Genomic DNA, 19,231 nt, shown 5'->3' with positions numbered 1-19,231 from the left:
GCTTACTCCGCGGATTCGGACGCAGCGGCCGCGCCGTCAGGCAGTGCGTGCGCCAGTACCTCATAGCACGCGCCCATCGTGTGATAGTCGGTCTTGCCGGCGGGACTCTTTTCGTCGCTGTACTTACGGTTGTCGCACGTGAGAATGCGGTACCACGCGCCGTACTTGTGATCGACGAAATGCGTCCAGCTATAGCGCCAGATCTCGTCGTACCAATCCCAGAAGCGTTCGTTGCCGGTGCGCTTGCCGAGCAGCGCCGCGGTCGCGAACGTCTCCGCCTGGACCCAGAAATACTTGTCGTGGTCGCACACGGTGCCGTCTGGGCCGAAGCCGTAGTAGAGGCCGCCGTGGTCTTCGTCCCAGGCGTGGGTCATTGCGGCGTCGAATAGTTCGATGGCGCGCGGCAGCAGCCACGGCAACGGACGATAGCGTTCGAGAATCAGCAACAGCTTGGCCCATTCGGTCTGGTGCCCAGGCTGGAAGCCCCACGGACGGAAGATGTTCGAGCTGTCTTCCTCGTTGTAATGCCAGTCGACCGACCAGTCCGCATGAAAGTGCTCCCACACGAGGCCTTGCGACAGCTTCGCCTGGCGCAGCGTGATGTTCGACGCTACCCGTTCCGCGCGATCGAGATAAACCAGGTGACCGGTTGCCTCGTGGGCGGTCAGCAACGCCTCGGTGGTGTGCATGTTCGCGTTCTGGCCACGGTACGAACTGACGCGCCAGTCGGGTGTCGCTTCGTCGGCGTAGAGGCCGGCAGCGGCGTCCCAGAAGCGATGTTCCATTAACTCGAAGGTCGCGCCGATCATCGGTTTGGCTTCTTCGATGCCGGCCATCGCCGCATGCGAATACGCGAGCAGCACGAACGCGAGGCCGTAGCAGTGGCGCGTCGCGTCGAGCGTGCGTTTGCGGCCGTCGCGCCACTCGAGCTCCCAGTCGTAGCCTTCGTGTTCAGCGTCCCAATGCGCTTCGCGCAGGAAGCGCAAGCCGTGGCGTGCGTACTCGAGATGCTGCGGGTCGCCGAACTGGCGGTACGCCATCGCGTAGTTGAAGACGTAGCGGCACGTGCTTACCAGATGCCGCGTGGTCTTGTCGTAGACCGAACCGTCGTCGCGAAAGAAATGGAAGAAGCCGCCGCTCGGATCGAGCACGTTCGGCGCGTAAAAGTTCAGCGTGTCCCGTACGTGAGAGAGCAGAAAGTCGCGGGTGCGAAAGCTCTCGACGGGCGGTGCCGTGGCGACGTTGTTGGCGGAGTGAAGCAGATCGGATTGCGTCATGGCGTTTTTACCAAAGTACTGGCACGGGCAATGAGATGGACGGGCAAGCGGACTTCGAGTTCTGCGGGTGCGTCTTCAAGCAGCAATTCGACGCCGCGCCGGCCGAGCGCTTCCTTGTCGACCGAAATGGTCGACAGCGGCGGCGTGGCATGAGCGGCGGCGGGAATGTCGTCGAAGCCGATGATCGCGATGTCCTCGGGTACGCGGATGCCGCGCGCGAGACACGCGCGCAGCGCGGCAAGCGCGGCGGCGTCGTTGTAGGCAAATACGGCGTCGGGCCGCGGGCCGGGCGCGTCGAGCAACTGGTGCATCGCGCGCGCGGCGCCGCTGGCGGGATCGAGGCCGGCGTCGATGGGGACTTCAAGCGATGGGTCGAACAGCAACCCCGCTTCGAAAAACGCGCGCCGGTAACCGAGCGCGCGCTGGGCGATGCTGAAGTGCGCGAGCGAGCCGCCGATGAACGCGATGCGCTTGCGCTGCTGTTCGAACAGGTGCCGCATGGCGAGCGTGGCGCCCGCGATGTTGTCGAGATTCACCGAGCGCAGGCCGGGCGCCCACAGGTCGATCAGCACGAGCGGGCGTTGCATCGCCACCAGCGTAGTCAGCGTTTCAGGCTCGACGAAACCGGCGATCGCCACCGCATCCGGTGCATGCAGGCGCATCTGCTGGATCACGTCTTCGGTCGGACCGGCGGTCAGCACGGAAGGGACGATGCCGCGTTCGCGGCACGCGTCTTCCACACCGTGCAGCACGTGTGAAAAGAACGGACTGACGGCGAAGTTGTTGTGCTGACGGTGCAACAGAAAGGTGAGACGGCGGATACGCGGACGCAATTGGGCGGCGTCATAGCCCAGCTGCCGCGCCGCTTCGACGACGCGTTCGCGGGTGGCTTCAGAAAGGCCAGGTTGATTCTTCAATGCGCGTGAGACGGTGCCGATCGACACGCTGGCTGCACGGGCAACGTCGCGGATGGTGGTGGCCATCGAATGAAGCGGCCGCAAGAGGGACGGCCGCGCGGTGTTTGGATTCGGGCGATTGTATAGTAAAACGCAGTTGATTCAGCCTTGAGAGCACGCGATCAACACCCGGAAATACCCGTAGACATTGACATTGGTGTGTTTTATTTTGTTTAGTAAAATATGCTAAACAAAGCGTTGACGTTGACGTTGACGTTGACGTTGACGTTGACGTTGACGTTGACGTTGACGTTGACGTTGACGTTGACGTTGACGTTGACGTTGACGTTGACGTTGACGTTGACGTTGACGTTGACGTTGACGTTGACGTTGACGTTGACGTTGACGTTGACGTTGACGTTGGCGTTGGCGTTGGCGCGCCCACGCGCTTAGTCGAAGGGCATCGCCGCCACGTCCGCCTGTCCCCGCAGCAACGCCACGCTCTCATCCGCATCGATCAGCACGAATCCGCTCGTCTCGTGTTTTGCGCGCCGCTTCGCCAGCGCCGCGACGGACGCAATTTCCTCGCTGCTGTAAAGCGACGGGCCGCCGTCCGACTCGACGCGCACGCAGCCGATCGCCATCGTCACGAAGCCGAAGAAGGTCGGATTGCCGCGCCGGTCTTCACCGTGGATGCCGCCGGCCAGCCGGTCTGCCGGTGCGTAGAAGCGCTGCGCGCCTTCGTTGAACAGGTAGATCGCGCGCAGTACGCGGTCCTGCCAGTCATCGCTCTGGAACAGGATCAGGAAGTCGTCGCCGCCGACGTGACCCAAAAAATCGCGGGTCGGGTCGCAGACGTCGGCGAGCACGGCGGCGGCGAATTTCAGGACTTCATCGCCTTGCCAATAGCCGTACTGATCGTTGAAGGGCTTGAAGTGGTTCAGATCGACATAGCAGGCGCAGAAACCCGCGTCGTTCCCCAACAGGCGGCCGATGTGCGAACTGATCGGAATGTTGCCGGGCAGGAAGGTCAGCGGGTTCGCGTAGCGCGCCGCTTCAATGCGCACCTCGGTGACCGCGCGCACCAGCTTCTCGCCGGTGCCGAGACCGGCGTATTTGCCGGCGTTGTCGGTGATGACAAAGCCGTCGGCGAGATAACGCTGGTCGTCGCTCGCGAGCAGCTTGGCCATCTGTTCGACGGTCATCGATTGCTCGATGATCACCGGCGATGCGTTCGCAAACAGCAGGCATGGCCGCTTGCCGAATAGCTCGCGATGGTAAGGCAGCGCGTAGCGGTCCATGAAACTGCGGCGATTGATCAGCGCGACCGGTTCGTCGTGCTCGACCACCGCCACCGCGTGCAGATCGGGCAGGCGGTTGAACAGTTCGAAGACGTCGTTGTTGGTCGCGTGGCGCGGCAGCGCCGGCGCATGCACCATCATTTTCGCCGACGCCATGCCGCCCGACGGCGACGCGCTGCTCACCGTGCGCGTGTTCTCCGGGAACACGGCGATGTGGCCGGCGCGTAGTGCGTCGCGGGCGTCGTCGGTGACGTTGCGGGCCGGCTGAGCGTGGGGGCGGCCGAAGAAATAGCCCTGCCCGCAGCCGATCCCCATGTCGCGCACCACGATCAGATCCGCTTCGTCTTCGATGCCTTCGGCCACCAGCCTTGCGCCGCTTGCGCTGGCGAAGTGCTGCATGGCGCGCACGGCTTCGAACTTGAGCGAATCGCTGGAGATGCCGTGAATAAAGAAGCGGTCGATCTTCACGACATCCGGTTGCAGGCGCACCCAAAGATTCATGCTCGCGTTCGCGGTGCCGTAGTCGTCGAGCGCGAATTGCGCGCCCGCCATGCGCAGCGACGAAATTACCGGCAGGAAGCTGGCGACATCTAGAATCGTGCTTTGCTCGGTCAGCTCGATCACGATTCGTTGCGGATCGACGCCGCGATGACGCAGTAGCGCGAGCGTGTCGTCGAGCGCGCCGGCCAACTGGCGGATCGCGCCCGCGCTGAAATTGAGAAATAGCTTGCCGTCGAAATCGAGTCTCGCGAATGCCTCGATGCAGGTGCGCGCGGCGGCCTGTTCGAGCTCGAGCGCGCAGCCCTCGGCGAGTGCCTGCGAAAACAGGGCGAACGGCGCTTCGAGCGGTGTGCCGGCCGGCCCACGGATCAACCCTTCGTAACCGAGGACCGCGCCGTCGTCGAAATCGATGATTGGCTGGAATACGGCGGACAAGTCACGCCGGGCGATCAACTCATCGATACGCGGCGTAGCGGACCGGGAGGGCGAACGAGGTTGCATGGCAGTTAGGCGTAGCGATCGACCTCCGTCTTATCGACCCATCCTGCCTGGGATTAAGTGAATTTTTGGTGAAGCGACGCACCGGGGTGGTGCGTCGTGGTCTTGGGTTCGCCGCCGGCTGGCTTGGCCACGTCCAGGACTTTGCCTATGCCATCTGGCCGAGGCGACAGCGGCGGCGTTTGAGCGTGAAATAACAAAAAGCCGCACAAGGCGGCTTTTTTCAAATGACGCTCAGGGAGGGCGCTTATGAATGTCCTGTTTGCATTGCGAGCGTATTCAATGACGCGCGACAGCGGCGGCGGGCCGCTCGCGCGAGGCGGCGTGGGTTTCGCCACTGGTGTCGCGAGCACCCCAGCGTTGGGCGAGTGCGGCGCACACCATCAACTGGATCTGATGGAACAGCATCAGCGGCAAGACCACGGCGCCCACCGCGTGCGTGGCGAAAATCACCTTGGCCATCGGCACGCCGGCGGCGAGGCTTTTCTTCGAACCGCAGAAGATGATCGTGATCTGATCGGCGCGGCTAAAGCCGAGCCGTTTGCTGACGAAGATCGTCACGGCCAGCGCGAGTGCGAGCAGCACAACGCAGATCAACAGCAGGCCGGCGAGGGCGGACAGCGGGATCTGGTGCCACAGGCCCTCATTGACGGCCTCGCTGAACGCGCCGTACACCACCAGCAGGATCGAGCCCTGGTCGACGAACTTCAGCACGCCGCGATTACGCTCGATCCACTTGCCGATCAGCGGCCGCAGCAATTGCCCGGCCACGAATGGCACCAGCAGTTGCAAAACGATGTTGCCCACCGTATGCCACGGCGAGGCGCCGCCGCTCGCAGCCTGATTGGTGACGACGAGGCTGACGAGTGCGGGGGTGATGAAGATACCCAGCAGGCTCGAAGCCGACGCGCTGCACACCGCGGCGGGCACGTTGCCTTTAGCAATGGACGTGAACGCGATCGACGATTGAACCGTCGACGGCAGCGTGCAGAGGAAGAGGACCCCCGCGTAGAGCGCCGGCGTGACAAGTGGCGAAAGGAGCGGCTTAAGCGCGAGGCCGAGCAGCGGAAACAGCGCGAACGTGCTGAGCAGCACTACCAGATGCAGACGCCAGTGCGTCGCGCCCGCAACAATCGCTTCGCGTGAGAGTTTGGCGCCGTGCAGGAAAAACAGCAGGCCGACCGCTACGTTCGTCACCCAGTTGAATCCGACGGCGGCTTGCCCGTGAACCGGCAGGAGGCTGGCAAGGACCACGGTGCTCACGAGGCACAAGGTGAAATTGTCGGGAAGCAGTTTCGGGCGAGCCATGGCGGAATCTCGATTCGGTGATGCGGAAAGCAGGGCGTGCGCAAATGGGGCCGCCCTAGGCTATGGGAAACGACTATTGTTGTTGAAAACCGATTGAATATGCAAATTCATTTGCCGAATCGATTAATGAGCTTCACGCATTAACTTGCTGCATCGACTGCCTTCCACTGACGCCCAGGCCAGTTCCAGTATTGGCGACCGCCTCTGTTTGGTCCACTGCCGTTTTGACAATCTGGCGAAAAATTCGCCAGAAATTCGTCATACGCAAGCACGTTTAGCGGGGCTCGATATAGCCGCGGAACCAAGCTGTTTCAAGGCTTTCGCGCAAGGGCCCTGTCGCGTAAAAACGTCGCAGTAACAAGGTGTTACAACAGCGGTCGAGGCCTAACACTTTTTGGCTCGACACCCTTTGCCCACACCCATAAATTACTGCTCAAAGGCCATCGGGATGCCCCGCGCCGCGATAGATACGCAGCGCTCGTGCCGGTCCCAGAACAAGTCCATCGCAGCTCGAACGGTGGGCTTCAGGCAGGTCTTCGGGCATGTGAGTCACTTGGTGGACGGGTTGTCGAGAACGAAGCACTGGGCGTTGGGCGCGGTTATCGCTGCGCTGTGTTCGTTCGCCTACGCGAAAGTGCCGGGCATGCCGCACGGCGGCGGTGGTGGGGGCGGTTACTCCCATGCCGCTGGGGGCCACGCAATGCGCGGTGATGCGCGCAACGGCGGCAATTACTATGGCGCCGCCAATGTAAGGCCGGCTCGCAACAACCTGGCCGGCAGCAACGCGCGTTTGCCGCACGGCGGCGCGAACTTCGCCTACGGCAACGGCTTTGTTGGCTACAACCCAGGTATGCGCCGGGTTGCCGGCGCAGGCGGATATCCTGACGAGGGCCGCGGCGGGATGCAGTACGCCGGCGCTATCACCCCTGTCAGCGCCGAAGCGCGCGCAGTGCCGCGGCCGCCGCCCAACGCACCGGTTCGCGCCGGCTCGATTCGCGCCGATGTCGCCCGCTACAACGAAGAGCGCGGCTCCTCGCGTGCCATGCAGCGCCAGACGGATGATCCGCGTCAGCCGGAAGGTTTGCCGTACCGTAACTAAACACCCCGTCCTCGTCTCACCGAAACCCCCGCCCACGTTTCGCCGCATCCGCTTTTCCGGCATTCAAGCCGGCTTGCTGCGGCGTCTCACGTCGTTGCCATCCCAAAGCCTCTGTCAATGTGACGTTTCGACGCCACACTTTTTTGAAAACATTCGGCAACAAACTGTCTCCCGTCGTCAAATTTGGTCGTATTTGCCGCGACACGTCATCCGCATGTCATCTGAAGCGTTATCACCCGGTCGGGCGCAATGTCAGTAACGCTTTGCGCCTGACTGCAAGGTCTACGGCAATGCGGTGAGTACTGACGCGGCCGGTGCTTTATCAGGCCGATAAGTGACAAAACTAATCAGACCGCTATACCCGCAATAACCCACGATATTTTTGTCCATAAAAATGGTCCGTAAAGATGGTCCCGCCCAGATTGGCTCGATGATCGAACGGACAACAACAATTCGCGCGAGCTCCCCCTTTCGCACAGCCACACCTTTTTGACAAAGACAGGAGAACCCATGAAAACAAGCATCAGCAGTGTGCTGAAGACCACCCTCAAGGCAACCGCGTGTGCCGCCCTGCTGGCCGCCAGTGCATCGTCTGCTTTTGCGCAATCGAGCGTGCAACTCTACGGTCAGGTCGACGAATGGGTCGGCGCGCAGAAATTCCCGGGCGGAAAGACGGCCGTCCAGGTGTCCGGCGGCGGCATGTCGACGTCGTACTGGGGTTTGAAGGGGGCAGAGGATCTGGGCAACGGCTACAAGGCGATCTTCGCGCTGGAAGGCTTCTTCCTCGCGCAGAACGGCCAGTACGGCCGCTTCACGGGCGACACGATGTTCTCGCGTAACGCGTACGTCGGTATCGAATCGCCGTACGGCACGGTGACGGCAGGCCGTCTGACCACGCCGCTGTTCGTGTCGACGATTCTGTTCAACCCGTTCGTTGACTCGTACGTGTTCTCGCCGATGATCGCTCATACGTATCTCGGTCTCGGCACGTTCCCGACCTACTCGACCGATCAGGGTGTGACCGGCGATTCGGGCTGGAGCAACGCAGTGTCGTACGCATCGCCGAACTTCAACGGCCTGTCCGCGACGGCGATGTACGCGCTCGGCAACACGGCGGGTGAGAACGGCTCGAAGAAGTGGAGCGGCCAGGTGCTGTATTTCCACGGCCCGTTTGCGGCGACCGCGGTGTACCAGTACGTGAACTTCAACAGCGTGCCGGGCGACCTGGGCAGCTTCGATACCTCGGGCGTTCCGGGGCTGAAGAGCCAGAGCGTGGCGCAAGCCGGCGTGTCGTACGACATGAAATTCGTGAAGTTCTATGGCCAGTACATGTACACGTATAACCAGCAGACCATTTCGAGCTGGCACGTGAATACGGGGCAGGGCGGCGTGACGATTCCGGCCGGCCCGGGCTCGGTGATGGCGTCGTACGCCTATTCGCGCGACGGCGGCGGCCTCAACCAGACCCGTCAAACGGCTTCGGTCGGCTACGACTATCCGCTGTCCAAGCGCACGGATATCTATGCGGCTTACATGTACGACAAAATCAGCAGCCAGTCGAGCGGCGACACGTACGGCGTAGGCCTGCGCGCGAAGTTCTAGGCGTTTGGGTTTGAGGCGAGCGGCGCCCGCGAGCAGGGCCGCGTGACGCCAACTCTGTCGAAACCGGCAACTCCTGCAAAGCCCACCTTCTTCGGAAGGTGGGCTTTGTCGCTTCTGGCGCCCCCTTCTCCCCGATTTGCTGACCAGTTTTTGATAAACCCGGCAAAATGACGTCGATTGATTCCTGAAGCGAGTGATTGACATGGATACCCTCGTCAGCATGAAAGTATTCCGCCATGTGGTCGAAGTCGGCAGTTTTGTCGGCGCGGCGGAACGGATGGAGATGTCCGCAGCCATGGCGAGCAAGCACGTGATGCACCTCGAACAACAGCTCGGCGCGCGTTTGCTGAACCGCACCACGCGGCGTGTCGCGCCGACCGAGGCGGGGCGCGAATACTACGAACGCCTGAGCCAGGTGCTCACCGAACTCGAAGAAGCCGAGCAGGTGGTCGGCGCGGCGAGCGTCGTGCCGCAAGGGCGCTTGCGGGTGTCGTCGCTGTCGGCATTCGGCTTGAGCCACGTGATGGCCGCGGTGGCCGATTACGCCGCGCAGTATCCGCAGGTCACCGTCGACATGACCCTGTCGGACCGCGTGGTCGAACTGATCGACGAAGGTTTCGACGTCGCAATCCGGGCCTCGCCGAGCGGGCTGAAGTCGTCTTCGCTGATCGCGCGGCAGATTGCGACCGCCCATCTGGTGCTGTGCGCGTCGCCGGCCTATCTGCGCCGGCATGGCACGCCGAAGACCGTTGCCGATCTGGCGCGCCACAACTATCTGCAGTACGCGGGTGTGTCCGCGCTCGAAATCGCGTCCGCATCCGCGACCGGCGATGCCGCGCCGCGCGTGCGTCTGTCCGGCAATCTGATCGTCAATCACCTGGAGGCGCAGCGTGTGATCGTGCTGCAAGGCGCGGGCATCGCGATGCTCGGCACCGAAGTGATCGGCGACGATCTGGCCGCGGGGCGCCTTGTGCCGCTACTAGTGGACGACGTGCCGCCGCGCGAGTTACCGATCCATGTGGTCTACGCGAGCCGCCGGCATCTGTCTGCCAAGGTGCGCTCGTTTGTCGACTTCCTGGCCGACCGGTTTGCGAACGAATCGCTCTGGCCTTCGCTCGAACAGATCAAGGCGCTGGCGGTGCGGTAGGCGAGCTGAGGAGCGCAGCCGGGCAAGGGGGCAAGCGGTGCGGCCGGCTCAGTCACTTAACGCAGCAAGCGATGCGCTCCGGGTACCGACGCGCCAAGTTGCACAGCCAGGCCGGTCGAAGCGCTCCCACCCGTTTAGCTATACTGGTTGCCAGCACCCATACGCGTAACGATCTGGGGGAGACATGACCGATCTGTCCACGCCGCAGCGCGCTGGCGGCCACAAGCTGCCTGCAGGCCGGCGCCTGCGCTTTGTCACCGCCGCCGCGTTGTTCGACGGCCATGACGCGTCGATCAACATCATGCGGCGCATTCTGCAAGCGAGCGGCGTAGAGGTGATCCACCTCGGCCACAACCGCTCGGTCGATGAAGTTGCCACCGCTGCACTGCAAGAAGACGCCGATGGCGTTGCCGTGTCGAGCTACCAGGGCGGCCACAACGAATACTTCCGCTATCTCGTCGATCTGCTGCGTGCGCGTGGCGGTGGGCGCATCAAGGTGTTTGGCGGCGGCGGCGGTGTGATCGTTCCTGAAGAAATTGCCGAGCTCGAACGTTACGGCGTCGAGAAGATCTATTCGCCGCATGACGGCCAGCGACTCGGCCTGCAAGGCATGATCGACGACATGATTGCGCGCTGCGCTGAAGTTGCGCGTGCTGCTGCCGCCGTACGGGAGAGTCCGGTCGGCGAGTGGGTGGCCGATTTGTCGGCGAATGGGTTGCCGCGTTTTGAGGCGCGCGCAGAGTCGCACGTCGAGCCATGTGTCGACGATCATGCTAACGCGCGCGATCTTTCCGGTAAGGCGAGGCAAGCGGCCGGGGCAGGCTATGTCAATCAGACCACCGACACCGCCGACACCGCCAGTACCACCGAACAGCCAGACCCTGCCGCCTTCACTTTCCGCCGCCTTGCGCAACTGATCAGCGCGTACGAAGCGGGCCGCGTCAAATCGGCCGAGCAGGAAATACTATCGACCCTCGCAGAAGCGATCGAGGTTCCGGTCCTCGGCATCACCGGCACCGGCGGCGCGGGTAAATCCTCACTCACCGACGAGCTGATCCGCCGCTTTCGCCTCGACTATGGCGACGCCCTCACCATCGCCGTGCTGGCTATCGACCCGTCGCGCCGCAAATCCGGTGGCGCGTTGCTCGGCGACCGCATTCGCATGAACGCAATCGGTAATTGGGGCGGCGGCGCGCGCGTCTACATGCGTTCGATGGCAACACGCGACGCATCGAGTGAAATCACCGACTCATTGTCTGACGTGCTCACGCTGTGCAAGGCCGCGGGCTTCGATCTGATCGTTGTCGAGACGTCCGGGATCGGGCAGGGCGATGCGGCGATCGTGCCGTTCGTCGACGAATCGCTGTATGTGATGACGCCCGAATTCGGCGCCGCGAGCCAGTTGGAAAAGATCGATATGCTCGACTTTGCCAGCTTCGTCGCGATCAACAAGTTCGACCGTAAAGGTGCGCCGGACGCGTTGCGCGACGTGGCCAAGCAGGTGCAGCGCAATCGAGGCGACTTCGCGAAGGCGCCCGATGCGATGCCGGTGTTCGGCACGATCGCCTCACGCTTTAATGACGACGGCGTGACCGCGCTTTATCAGCGCGTTGTCGAGGCGCTGCGCACGCACGGTCTGCGTTCAGGCGGGGGCTGTCTACCGGTGCTCAACGATCTGCGCTTTTCGAGCGGTCGCAACGCCATCGTGCCGCCGGCGCGCGTGCGCTATCTGGCGGACGTTGCGCAGACCGTTCACGCGTACCGCGAGCGTGCCGACGCGCAAGCACGCGTGGCCCGTGAGCGCTGGCAACTCACCGAAACGCGGCGGATGCTCGGCGAAGCGAACGCAGGTGCGAGCGCAGGCCTAAAAACAGGCGACGGAGACGCAAGCGCGGTTGCAAAGGCAGCAGGTCAAGGTGCTGCAGGCGTTGTTGCTGCAGCCGATACAGAGTCAGCGAAACACGCACCAACCCAACTCGACACCCTCATCGCCCAACGCACCGCCGCCCTCGGCGAGCGCGAGCGCAAGCTGCTCGAAGCGTGGCCGCAAACCGTGGCCGCCTATTCCGGCGACGAACATATCGTCCGCATTCGTGACCGCGAAATCCGCACGGCACTCACCGTCACGACACTATCCGGTTCCGAGGTCCGCAAAGTCGCGCTACCGAAATTCGTCGACCACGGCGAAATCCTGCGCTGGCTGATGCTCGACAATCTTCCCGGCTACTTTCCGTTCACTGCCGGTGTGTTCCCATTCCGCCGCGAAAACGAAGACCCGACACGGATGTTTGCCGGCGAAGGCGATCCGTTCCGCAGCAACCGCCGTTTCAAATTGCTCTCTGAAGGCATGCCGGCCAAACGTCTTTCGACGGCGTTCGACTCGGTCACCCTCTACGGTGAAGAGCCGCACGAGCGGCCGGACATCTACGGCAAGGTGGGGAACTCGGGCGTCTCCGTCGCAACGCTCGACGACATGAAAACGCTCTACGACGGCTTCGATCTATGCGCGCCTGAAACGTCGGTATCGATGACGATCAACGGCCCGGCGCCGACGATTCTCGCAATGTTCTTCAACGTCGCGATCGATCAGCAGATCGCGCGCATGACGCAGCAGCAAGGCCGTCCGCTCACAGAAGACGAACTCGCCGCCGCTCGCCGTACCGCGCTGGAAAATGTGCGCGGCACGGTACAAGCCGACATCCTGAAGGAAGACCAGGGTCAGAACACGTGCATCTTTTCGACCGAGTTCAGCCTGAAAGTCATGGGCGATATTCAGGCGTATTTTGTCGATCACGGCGTGCGCAATTTCTATTCGGTGTCGATCTCCGGCTATCACATCGCCGAGGCCGGCGCGAATCCGATCTCGCAACTGGCCTACACGCTCGCGAACGGCTTCACGTATGTCGAGGCCTATCTCGCGCGCGGCATGTCGATCGACGATTTCGCACCGAATCTGTCGTTCTTCTTTTCGAACGGCATGGACCCGGAGTACACGGTGCTCGGCCGTGTCGCGCGACGCATCTGGGCGATTGCAATGCGCGAACGCTATGACGCGAACGAGCGCAGCCAGAAACTCAAGTACCACGTGCAAACGTCGGGCCGCAGCCTGCATGCGCAGGAAATCGACTTCAACGATATCCGTACCACGCTGCAGGCGCTGATCGCGATCTACGACAACTGCAATTCGTTGCACACCAACGCATTCGACGAAGCGATCACCACGCCCACTGAAGATTCTGTGCGCCGAGCGGTGGCGATCCAGTTGATCATCAATCGCGAATGGGGCCTCGCGAAGAATCAGAATCCGAATCAGGGCAGCTTCGTGATCGAGGAACTGACCGATCTGGTGGAAGAAGCGGTGCTGACGGAATTCGATCGACTCACTGAGCGCGGCGGCGTGCTCGGCGCGATGGAAACCGGCTACCAGCGCGGGCGCATTCAGGACGAGTCGATGCTGTATGAGCATCGCAAGCATGACGGCTCGTATCCGATCGTCGGCGTGAACACGTTTTTGAGCACGCATCCGCACGAAGCGCCGCAGCCGATCGCGCTGGCCCGTTCCACCGACGAAGAAAAGCAAAGCCAGTTGAAGCGTCTACGCGATTTTCAGGCGCGGCACCGGGATGACACCCCCGCGGCGCTTGAGCGCTTGAAGCGCGCAGTGATCGACGATGACAACGTGTTCGCGGTGCTGATGGACGTCGTGCGTGTCTGCTCGCTTGGGCAAATCACGCACGCGTTGTTTGAAGTAGGCGGACAGTACCGCCGCAATATGTAGGCCGTTGCTTGCTGCGCTGCGGCGTTGCTTCAGGCGGAGCCGCAGCATGCCGTTACCCGATCATGGGCAAGGCCTTACCGCGTGATCCCCAGACGCGCTTTCGCGTCGTTATATTCCTTTGACAGGCGCTCGACCAGCTCGCCAACACTCGGCACATCATCCATCAAGCCGACGCCCTGGCCTGCGCCCCAGATGTCTTTCCACGCCTTTGCTTTGTCGCTGCCGAAGTTCATCGCCGTCTTGTCCGATTCCGGCAGCGCTTCGGGGTCCAGCCCCGCGTTCAGGATGCTTTCGCGGATGTAGTTGCCGTGCACGCCGGTGAACAGGTTCGTGTAGATGATGTCTGACGCCGTGGAATTGACGATCGCCTGCTTGTAGCTGTCGACCGCATGCGCTTCTTTGGTCGCGATGAAACGCGTACCCATGTAGGCGAGGTCCGCGCCCATCGCCTGCGCGGCGAGGATCGAACCGCCGTTGGCGATCGAGCCGGACAGCACGATCGGGCCGTCGAACATGCGCCGCACTTCGCCAACCAGCGCGAACGGCGAAATCGTGCCCGCATGGCCGCCGGCGCCCGACGCCACCAGGATCAGCCCATCGACGCCCGCTTCCAGCGCCTTCTGCGCATGCCGAAGGTTAATCACGTCGTGCAGCACGATGCCGCCGTAGCTATGCACCGCGTCGACGATTTCACGCGCCGGTGCGCGCAGGCTGGTAATGAAAATCGGCACCTTGTGTTCGACGCACACCCGCACGTCGTGCTCGAGCCGCGTATTCGACTGATGGACGATCTGGTTGACGGCGATTGGTCCGATGATCGCGTCGGGGTTGGCCGCCTTGTGCTCGGCGAGCTGTGCCTGAATCTGCGTGAGCCATTCGTCGAGCAGTTCGGCCGGGCGAGCATTCAGCGCGGGGAACGAGCCGACGATGCCAGCCTTACATTGAGCCAACACGAGTTCGGGATAGCTGACGATGAACATCGGCGAAGCGACGACGGGCAGTGCGAGTTTTTGCAGGACGGCGGGCAATGCCATGGTGCGAGTCTCCTGATGAACGGACCGGTGCGATGTAGTGCGCCCGGCGATTGTGAGTTTAGCGGCACATGGCCGGTGGTGCGTCGAGGCTGACCGGCATCGCGCTGCCGCCGCGATCCCACCACGCATCTGCCAAGGTCGTCCGAAAATTTAAGAACGATCGTTCGATTATAGGCGAAGCTGCCACGTCATGTCCGTTTAGAACAGTTGGAAGGAGTGTTCAGGTTCTACGCTTGCGTGGGCTATCCCACCCCGCGTCGACACATTGCGCTTCTACAATGCTTTGACTCCCAAACGACAAGAGACCCGCTATGGCCTTCGAGGATTTCACGCCCTTTCGTGTCGCCGTGGGCGACGTCGATATTTTCGGAGTGAAGGGCGGGGCAGGGCCGCCCCTTCTGTTGCTGCACGGCCATCCGCAGTCGCATCTGATCTGGCAACGGTGCGCGGCGCAACTGGCCGAACACTTCACCGTCATCGCGACCGACTTGCGCGGCTACGGCGCCTCGGGCAAACCGCCGAGCGACGTTGACCACACGCCGTATTCCAAACGCGCGATGGCGGCCGATCAGGTCGCTGTGATGCGCCACTTCGGCTTCGAACGTTTCCTGGTGTGCGCACATGATCGCGGCGCCCGGGTCGCCCACCGGATGGCGCTCGATCATGCCGACGCCGTCGAGCGTCTGATGCTGCTCGACATTGCGCCGACGCTCGCGATGTACGAAGCCACCGACCGCGCCTTCGCGACGTATTACTTCCACTGGTTCTTCCTGATCCAGCCCGAACCGCTGCCGGAGACGCTGATCGGCGCGAATCCGGCCGCGTATGTCGATGCGGTAATGGGCAGCCGTCACGCGGGCCTGGCGCCGTTCGCGCCCGAAGCGCTTGACGCCTATCGCCGCGCGCTGGCGCAACCCGGCGCGGTGCATGCGATGTGCGAGGACTACCGGGCGTCGGCGAGCATCGACCTCGAACACGACCGTGCCGACATCGAGCGCGGCCACAAGATCGGCTGTCCGCTGCGCGTGCTGTGGGGCGACAAGGGTGTGATCGAGAAGTGCTTCGACGCGCTGGCGGAATGGCGTCACGTGGCGCGGGACGTGAGCGGGCGGTCATTGCCGTGCGGGCACTACATCCCCGAAGAGGCGTCGGACGAACTGGTCGCGGAAATGCTGTCGTTTTTCGAAGCGGTCGAACAGTAGCGGCTTCGGTCATACGCAATGCGGCCGCCGGCTCGCCCATGCGCGACTCGGCCGCCGTTTCATTCACCGCGCGATGCGGCCACAGTTTTGCTCGAGCGTGAGGCGAAGGCGACGCGGCCGCGTGTATCGCTCAGCCTAGCGGCGGCAAGCGGCGCGCGACCGGCGTCGACTTGACGATTGCGGTGCTGGTCTCCGCGCGCTCGGTGACCTTCGACAGAATCTCGTCGAGTTGCTCGATCGAATGCAGAACCAGGCGGCAGATGAAGCAATCGTCGCCGGTCACCTTGTCGCATTCGACAAACTCCGGAATTCGCCGGATCACGTCTTCCACCAGATGCAACTGCCCGGGCAAGGGCTTCACGCGCACGATTGCCTGTAACGTGAAGCCGAGCGCGCGCGGATCGATCTGCACGGTGAAGCCCTCGATCACACCTTGCGCTTCGAGCCTTCGGACGCGTTCCGCCGTACTCGGTGCCGAAAGGCCAACCAGACGGGCCAGTTCGCTGACCGGCTGACGGGCGTCGACCGCGAGCGCGGCGAGTAGCGCGCGGTCGGTTTCATCGAGTGTCGCAGGTGTGGCAGGGGCAAGGCGTTTGGTCATGATGGCCTTCGATTATTAGGTTCCTTTGCAGGAAGTCTTAAGTTTAGCCATGTATTCGGGCGATCGGATTAATTACACTGCTTCTCATGCAGGAATCAATTCGAGGATCGAATCATGGCGTCAAACGAAATTCGCCGCGGCGCGGCGGAAATGACCATGGCCATGCTGATGTCCGGCACCATCGGCTGGCTGGTGGTGTCGTCGCAGCAGAGCCCGTTCAACGTGGTGTTCTTTCGCTGCATTTTCGGCGGGGCGACGCTGGCGCTCGTATGCGCCGTGCTCGGCCTGTTCAGGCGCAAGCTCTTTTCCTGGAAGATGCTCGGCCTCGCCCTGCTCGGCGGTGCGGCTATCGTCATCAACTGGGTGTTGCTGTTCGCAGCCTATTCACGTGCTTCGATTTCAATGGCAACTGCCGTCTACAACACGCAGCCGTTCATGCTGGTCGCGCTCGGCGCATTGGTGTTTCGCGAGCGTATCAGCGCGTCGACGGTGGCCTGGCTGGTGGTCGCGTTTATTGGTCTCGTGTTCGTGGTGAAGGTCGAGCCCGCGGTATTGGCGGTGCCGGGGCAGTATCTGGCCGGCGTCGCCTATGCCGTGGGCGCGGCGGCCATGTATGCGGTCTCATCGATCATCACAAAGCGCCTGAAGGGCACGCCGCCGCATCTGATTGCGCTGATCCAGGTGTCGCTCGGCGTCGTGATGCTGGCGCCGTTCGCGCGCTTCGATGCGCTGCCGACTAGCGGCGCGCAGTGGCTCGAGCTGATCGTGCTCGGGATCGTCAACACCGGGCTCATGTACGTGCTGCTCTACGGTGCGATCCAGAAGCTGCCGACCTCGATGACCGGCGCGTTGTCGTTCATCTACCCGGTGGTGGCGATCATTGTTGACCGGGTTGCGTTCGGGCAGAAGCTCGCGTGGATTCAGGTGCTCGGTGCGGTGCTGATTCTGGTCGCGGCCGCCGGCGTCAATCTCGGCTGGCGGATTGTGCCCCAGAAACGTTTATCTTCGACCTGATGCAAGGGGCGGTGCCGATGGATCGGCCGCCGATAATATGGATTCCGGAGCAACCGCAGCGCTGCTTTGTTCATATAGACGGACCAATGACGCCGAACTTGCGCAACTACGGGGCTTCGTAACGTGGTCTGTATGCGGGTTTACAAGGCGGCGTCAAGCTTCTGTAGGGAAATCACTGATGCGGTCAAAAAACCGGCGCGCGTATGATTCACATCGACGCTGATCACGTCCGACAGAATTTCCGCCGCTCGCCTTGATAGTCGAGCGGCTTTCTTTTTGTGGCGACGGTTTTAGTGTTTTCGTGTGTCGTACGCCGCTTGCCACCGCCCCGTGCATGTCACGCCGGGCGCGCTACGACGCGCTCGCCATCGATTTCCAATGGCCCGTTTCTCGCCGCCAGCTCCTCGACGATCGTGTGCACCAAGGTGGGCCATTCAGCACGCGGCTTGAGCATTGCGGCGGCGGCGCGCATCACGGCGGCATCCTCGAGCATCTGCAGCAAAGTGTCGAAGCGCATCTCGCGGACTTCGAGCAGCTTGAACACGATCAACACCTTCAACGCATTCTTCGCATTACGCGCCGGATCGGTGCGCAGCCACGCGACGCGCGAAAACGCCCGTTCAAGCGCCTGCTCGACGTTCGTGAAGGGCGCGCCATGGCCGGGGATCACGAGCCGCACGTCGAGCTTCACAATGGCTTCGAGCACCGCCTGTTCTTCGGCGAAACCGCTTTCACCTTCCAGTTCAGGAAAAATCACGCCAAAGCCGTTTTCCCACAGCGCGTCCGCGCTGATCAGAATGCGCTCGTCCGGACAATACAGCATCAACGAATGCGGATCGTGGCCCGGTGCGCCGAGCACTTGCCAATCGAGCGCGCCGAGCCGCAGTTGCGCGCCGGGCGCGATCGTCCCGGTGAAGGTGAAGCGCTCGCAGTGCTGGCCGGTGGCGCGAAACGTCAGACGGGCTTCGTCCCACTCGCGCACCGCGTCGGCTTCGGAGGCGGGAATTGCGGTACGGCATGGCCAGGTCGACTGCAATAGCGCGTTGCCACCGCAGTGATCCGAATGCAGATGTGTGTTGACGATCAGATCGAGTGGCCGCGCGCCGAGCGTTTGCTTGACCAGCGCGAGGGTTTGCGGCGCGTGCGTCGCGTAACCGGTATCGACGAGTGCGGCACACGTGTCGTCGACCAGCAGCACGTTGTTCGACGACAGCCAGCCGCGTTCGAAAACCCGGATCGATTCAGGTAGCGTGATCATGGTGTGCTTGTGTCCGCGCTTGAATGTGCCGACGTTTCCGGTTTCGGCATCACCAGGATCGTCGACGTGCCGATTAACATGGTGTCGCCGCGCTGATTCACCACGGTCCCTTCGAGATGCGTCAGATCGCCATTGAGACTCGGCTTCCAGTAAGCGTCGCGCACTCGCCAGGTGATCGTCAGCGTATCGTTCGCGTGGACGGCTTTCTTCAGCTTGATATCGAACTCGAGGCCAAGCGGTTGCGCGTAGGTCGAAAAATGCGTTGCCAGGAGCGCCATGAAATACGCGGTGGGTTGCGTGCCCGACGCGATCAAACCGCCGAAGCGGCTTTGCGCGGCGTATGCATCGTCGTGATGCAACGGGTTGAAGTCGTTGACGAGCGTGGCGAACGATTTCACCGATTCGGCCGAAAGTTCCAGCGTTGAACTGAACGTCTCGCCGATCGTCACGATACGCGGCGCTGCGTTCATCGTTGCGCCCCAGGCGGGTTTGCCGGATTGGCCTGCTTTGCCATGAACTCTGCGTGGCGTTCCTCGATCGCGTCCCAGATCGCGCGCTTCGCGTCGTCGTCGAACGAAGACCAGCCGGCGATTTCGTCGATCGTGCGCAAGCAGCCTTCGCACCAACCGGTCGAAGCGTCCATCTTGCACACGCTGATGCAGGGTGATGGCACGGCAGCCTCGTCGTCTTCGTTATCGATGCCCGCTGTCATGGC

16 protein-coding genes are annotated in these 19,231 nt (G+C 62.5%); 7 read left to right on the top strand and 9 right to left on the bottom strand.

Annotated elements, in window-relative coordinates; translation table 11 throughout:
- Positions 1-2: 2 nt before the first annotated feature.
- Together ACUN0E_RS40415 and ACUN0E_RS40410 are read right to left on the bottom strand one after the other, a co-directional pair.
- The gene (locus ACUN0E_RS40415; RefSeq protein ID WP_445570105.1) at positions 3-1,277 is read right to left on the bottom strand and encodes an AGE family epimerase/isomerase; all 1,275 of its coding nucleotides are present in this window, start codon (positions 1,275-1,277) and stop codon (positions 3-5) included.
- The gene (locus ACUN0E_RS40410; RefSeq protein ID WP_445570104.1) at positions 1,274-2,260 is read right to left on the bottom strand and encodes a LacI family DNA-binding transcriptional regulator; all 987 of its coding nucleotides are present in this window, start codon (positions 2,258-2,260) and stop codon (positions 1,274-1,276) included. Before ACUN0E_RS40410 ends, ACUN0E_RS40415 begins: the two co-directional genes overlap by 4 nt.
- 156 nt (positions 2,261-2,416) lie before the next feature.
- On the opposite strand from ACUN0E_RS40410, the gene ACUN0E_RS40405 reads away from it, so the two are divergent.
- Positions 2,417-2,626: a hypothetical protein gene (locus ACUN0E_RS40405; protein ID WP_445570103.1), complete on the top strand. Its 210-nt coding sequence runs from the start codon at positions 2,417-2,419 to the stop codon at positions 2,624-2,626.
- On the opposite strand, the gene ACUN0E_RS40400 is transcribed toward ACUN0E_RS40405, so the two are convergent.
- On the bottom strand, positions 2,623-4,476 hold the full coding sequence (locus ACUN0E_RS40400) for an EAL domain-containing protein (protein ID WP_445570102.1): 1,854 nt from the start codon (positions 4,474-4,476) through the stop codon (positions 2,623-2,625). The genes ACUN0E_RS40405 and ACUN0E_RS40400 overlap by 4 nt on opposite strands.
- Before the next feature lie 276 nt (positions 4,477-4,752).
- Complete coding sequence (locus ACUN0E_RS40395) at positions 4,753-5,781, bottom strand: bile acid:sodium symporter family protein (RefSeq protein WP_445570101.1); 1,029 nt, start codon at positions 5,779-5,781, stop codon at positions 4,753-4,755.
- 556 nt (positions 5,782-6,337) lie between these two features.
- Here ACUN0E_RS40395 and ACUN0E_RS40390 point away from each other — a divergent pair.
- The 4 genes from ACUN0E_RS40390 (at position 6,338) to ACUN0E_RS40375 (ending at position 13,407) form a co-directional block, all read left to right on the top strand.
- Entirely contained in the window at positions 6,338-6,880 is a 543-nt protein-coding gene (locus tag ACUN0E_RS40390; protein ID WP_445570597.1) for a hypothetical protein, read from the top strand.
- A gap of 510 nt (positions 6,881-7,390) precedes the next feature.
- Entirely contained in the window at positions 7,391-8,482 is a 1,092-nt protein-coding gene (locus ACUN0E_RS40385; protein WP_408231590.1) for a porin, read from the top strand.
- Positions 8,483-8,684: 202 nt separating this feature from the next.
- Entirely contained in the window at positions 8,685-9,629 is a 945-nt protein-coding gene (locus tag ACUN0E_RS40380; RefSeq protein ID WP_408231593.1) for a LysR family transcriptional regulator, read from the top strand.
- Between the two features lie 184 nt (positions 9,630-9,813).
- Positions 9,814-13,407: a methylmalonyl-CoA mutase family protein gene (locus tag ACUN0E_RS40375; RefSeq protein ID WP_445570100.1), complete on the top strand. Its 3,594-nt coding sequence runs from the start codon at positions 9,814-9,816 to the stop codon at positions 13,405-13,407.
- Between the two features lie 74 nt (positions 13,408-13,481).
- Here the strand turns inward: ACUN0E_RS40375 and ACUN0E_RS40370 are convergent, their stop codons facing one another.
- On the bottom strand, positions 13,482-14,441 hold the full coding sequence (locus tag ACUN0E_RS40370) for an NAD(P)H-dependent flavin oxidoreductase (protein ID WP_408231599.1): 960 nt from the start codon (positions 14,439-14,441) through the stop codon (positions 13,482-13,484).
- Positions 14,442-14,752: 311 nt separating this feature from the next.
- Between ACUN0E_RS40370 and ACUN0E_RS40365 the strand changes: the two genes are divergently transcribed.
- The gene (locus ACUN0E_RS40365; protein WP_445570099.1) at positions 14,753-15,643 is read left to right on the top strand and encodes an alpha/beta fold hydrolase; all 891 of its coding nucleotides are present in this window, start codon (positions 14,753-14,755) and stop codon (positions 15,641-15,643) included.
- Positions 15,644-15,773: 130 nt separating this feature from the next.
- Here ACUN0E_RS40365 and ACUN0E_RS40360 read toward each other — a convergent pair whose 3' ends face one another.
- Complete coding sequence (locus ACUN0E_RS40360; protein ID WP_445570098.1) at positions 15,774-16,244, bottom strand: Lrp/AsnC family transcriptional regulator; 471 nt, start codon at positions 16,242-16,244, stop codon at positions 15,774-15,776.
- Between the two features lie 114 nt (positions 16,245-16,358).
- Here ACUN0E_RS40360 and ACUN0E_RS40355 point away from each other — a divergent pair, with 114 nt between their 5' ends.
- A complete protein-coding gene (locus ACUN0E_RS40355) occupies positions 16,359-17,258 on the top strand; it encodes a DMT family transporter (protein WP_445570097.1) in 900 nt (299 codons plus the stop codon).
- A 337-nt stretch (positions 17,259-17,595) separates the two neighbouring features.
- Here the strand turns inward: ACUN0E_RS40355 and ACUN0E_RS40350 are convergent, their stop codons facing one another.
- Genes ACUN0E_RS40350 through ACUN0E_RS40340 form a run of 3 tightly spaced genes read right to left on the bottom strand, consistent with a single transcriptional unit; the run spans position 17,596 to position 19,228 of the window.
- Entirely contained in the window at positions 17,596-18,516 is a 921-nt protein-coding gene (locus ACUN0E_RS40350) for an MBL fold metallo-hydrolase (RefSeq protein WP_445570096.1), read from the bottom strand.
- Positions 18,513-18,986 (bottom strand): MaoC family dehydratase, encoded by a 474-nt coding sequence (locus tag ACUN0E_RS40345; protein WP_445570095.1) that lies wholly within the window; start codon positions 18,984-18,986, stop codon positions 18,513-18,515. The genes ACUN0E_RS40350 and ACUN0E_RS40345 overlap by 4 nt, the downstream gene beginning before the upstream one ends.
- Positions 18,983-19,228 carry a DUF1289 domain-containing protein gene (locus ACUN0E_RS40340; protein WP_445570094.1) on the bottom strand — a complete coding sequence of 82 codons (246 nt, stop codon included), beginning with the start codon at positions 19,226-19,228 and terminating at the stop codon, positions 18,983-18,985. The genes ACUN0E_RS40345 and ACUN0E_RS40340 overlap by 4 nt, the downstream gene beginning before the upstream one ends.
- Positions 19,229-19,231: the final 3 nt, after the last annotated feature.

The sequence above is a fragment of the Paraburkholderia sp. D1E genome (assembly GCF_052682275.1).
The sequence above is the reverse complement of the archived record's forward strand: the minus strand, read 5'-3'. Positions and strand labels throughout refer to the sequence as shown.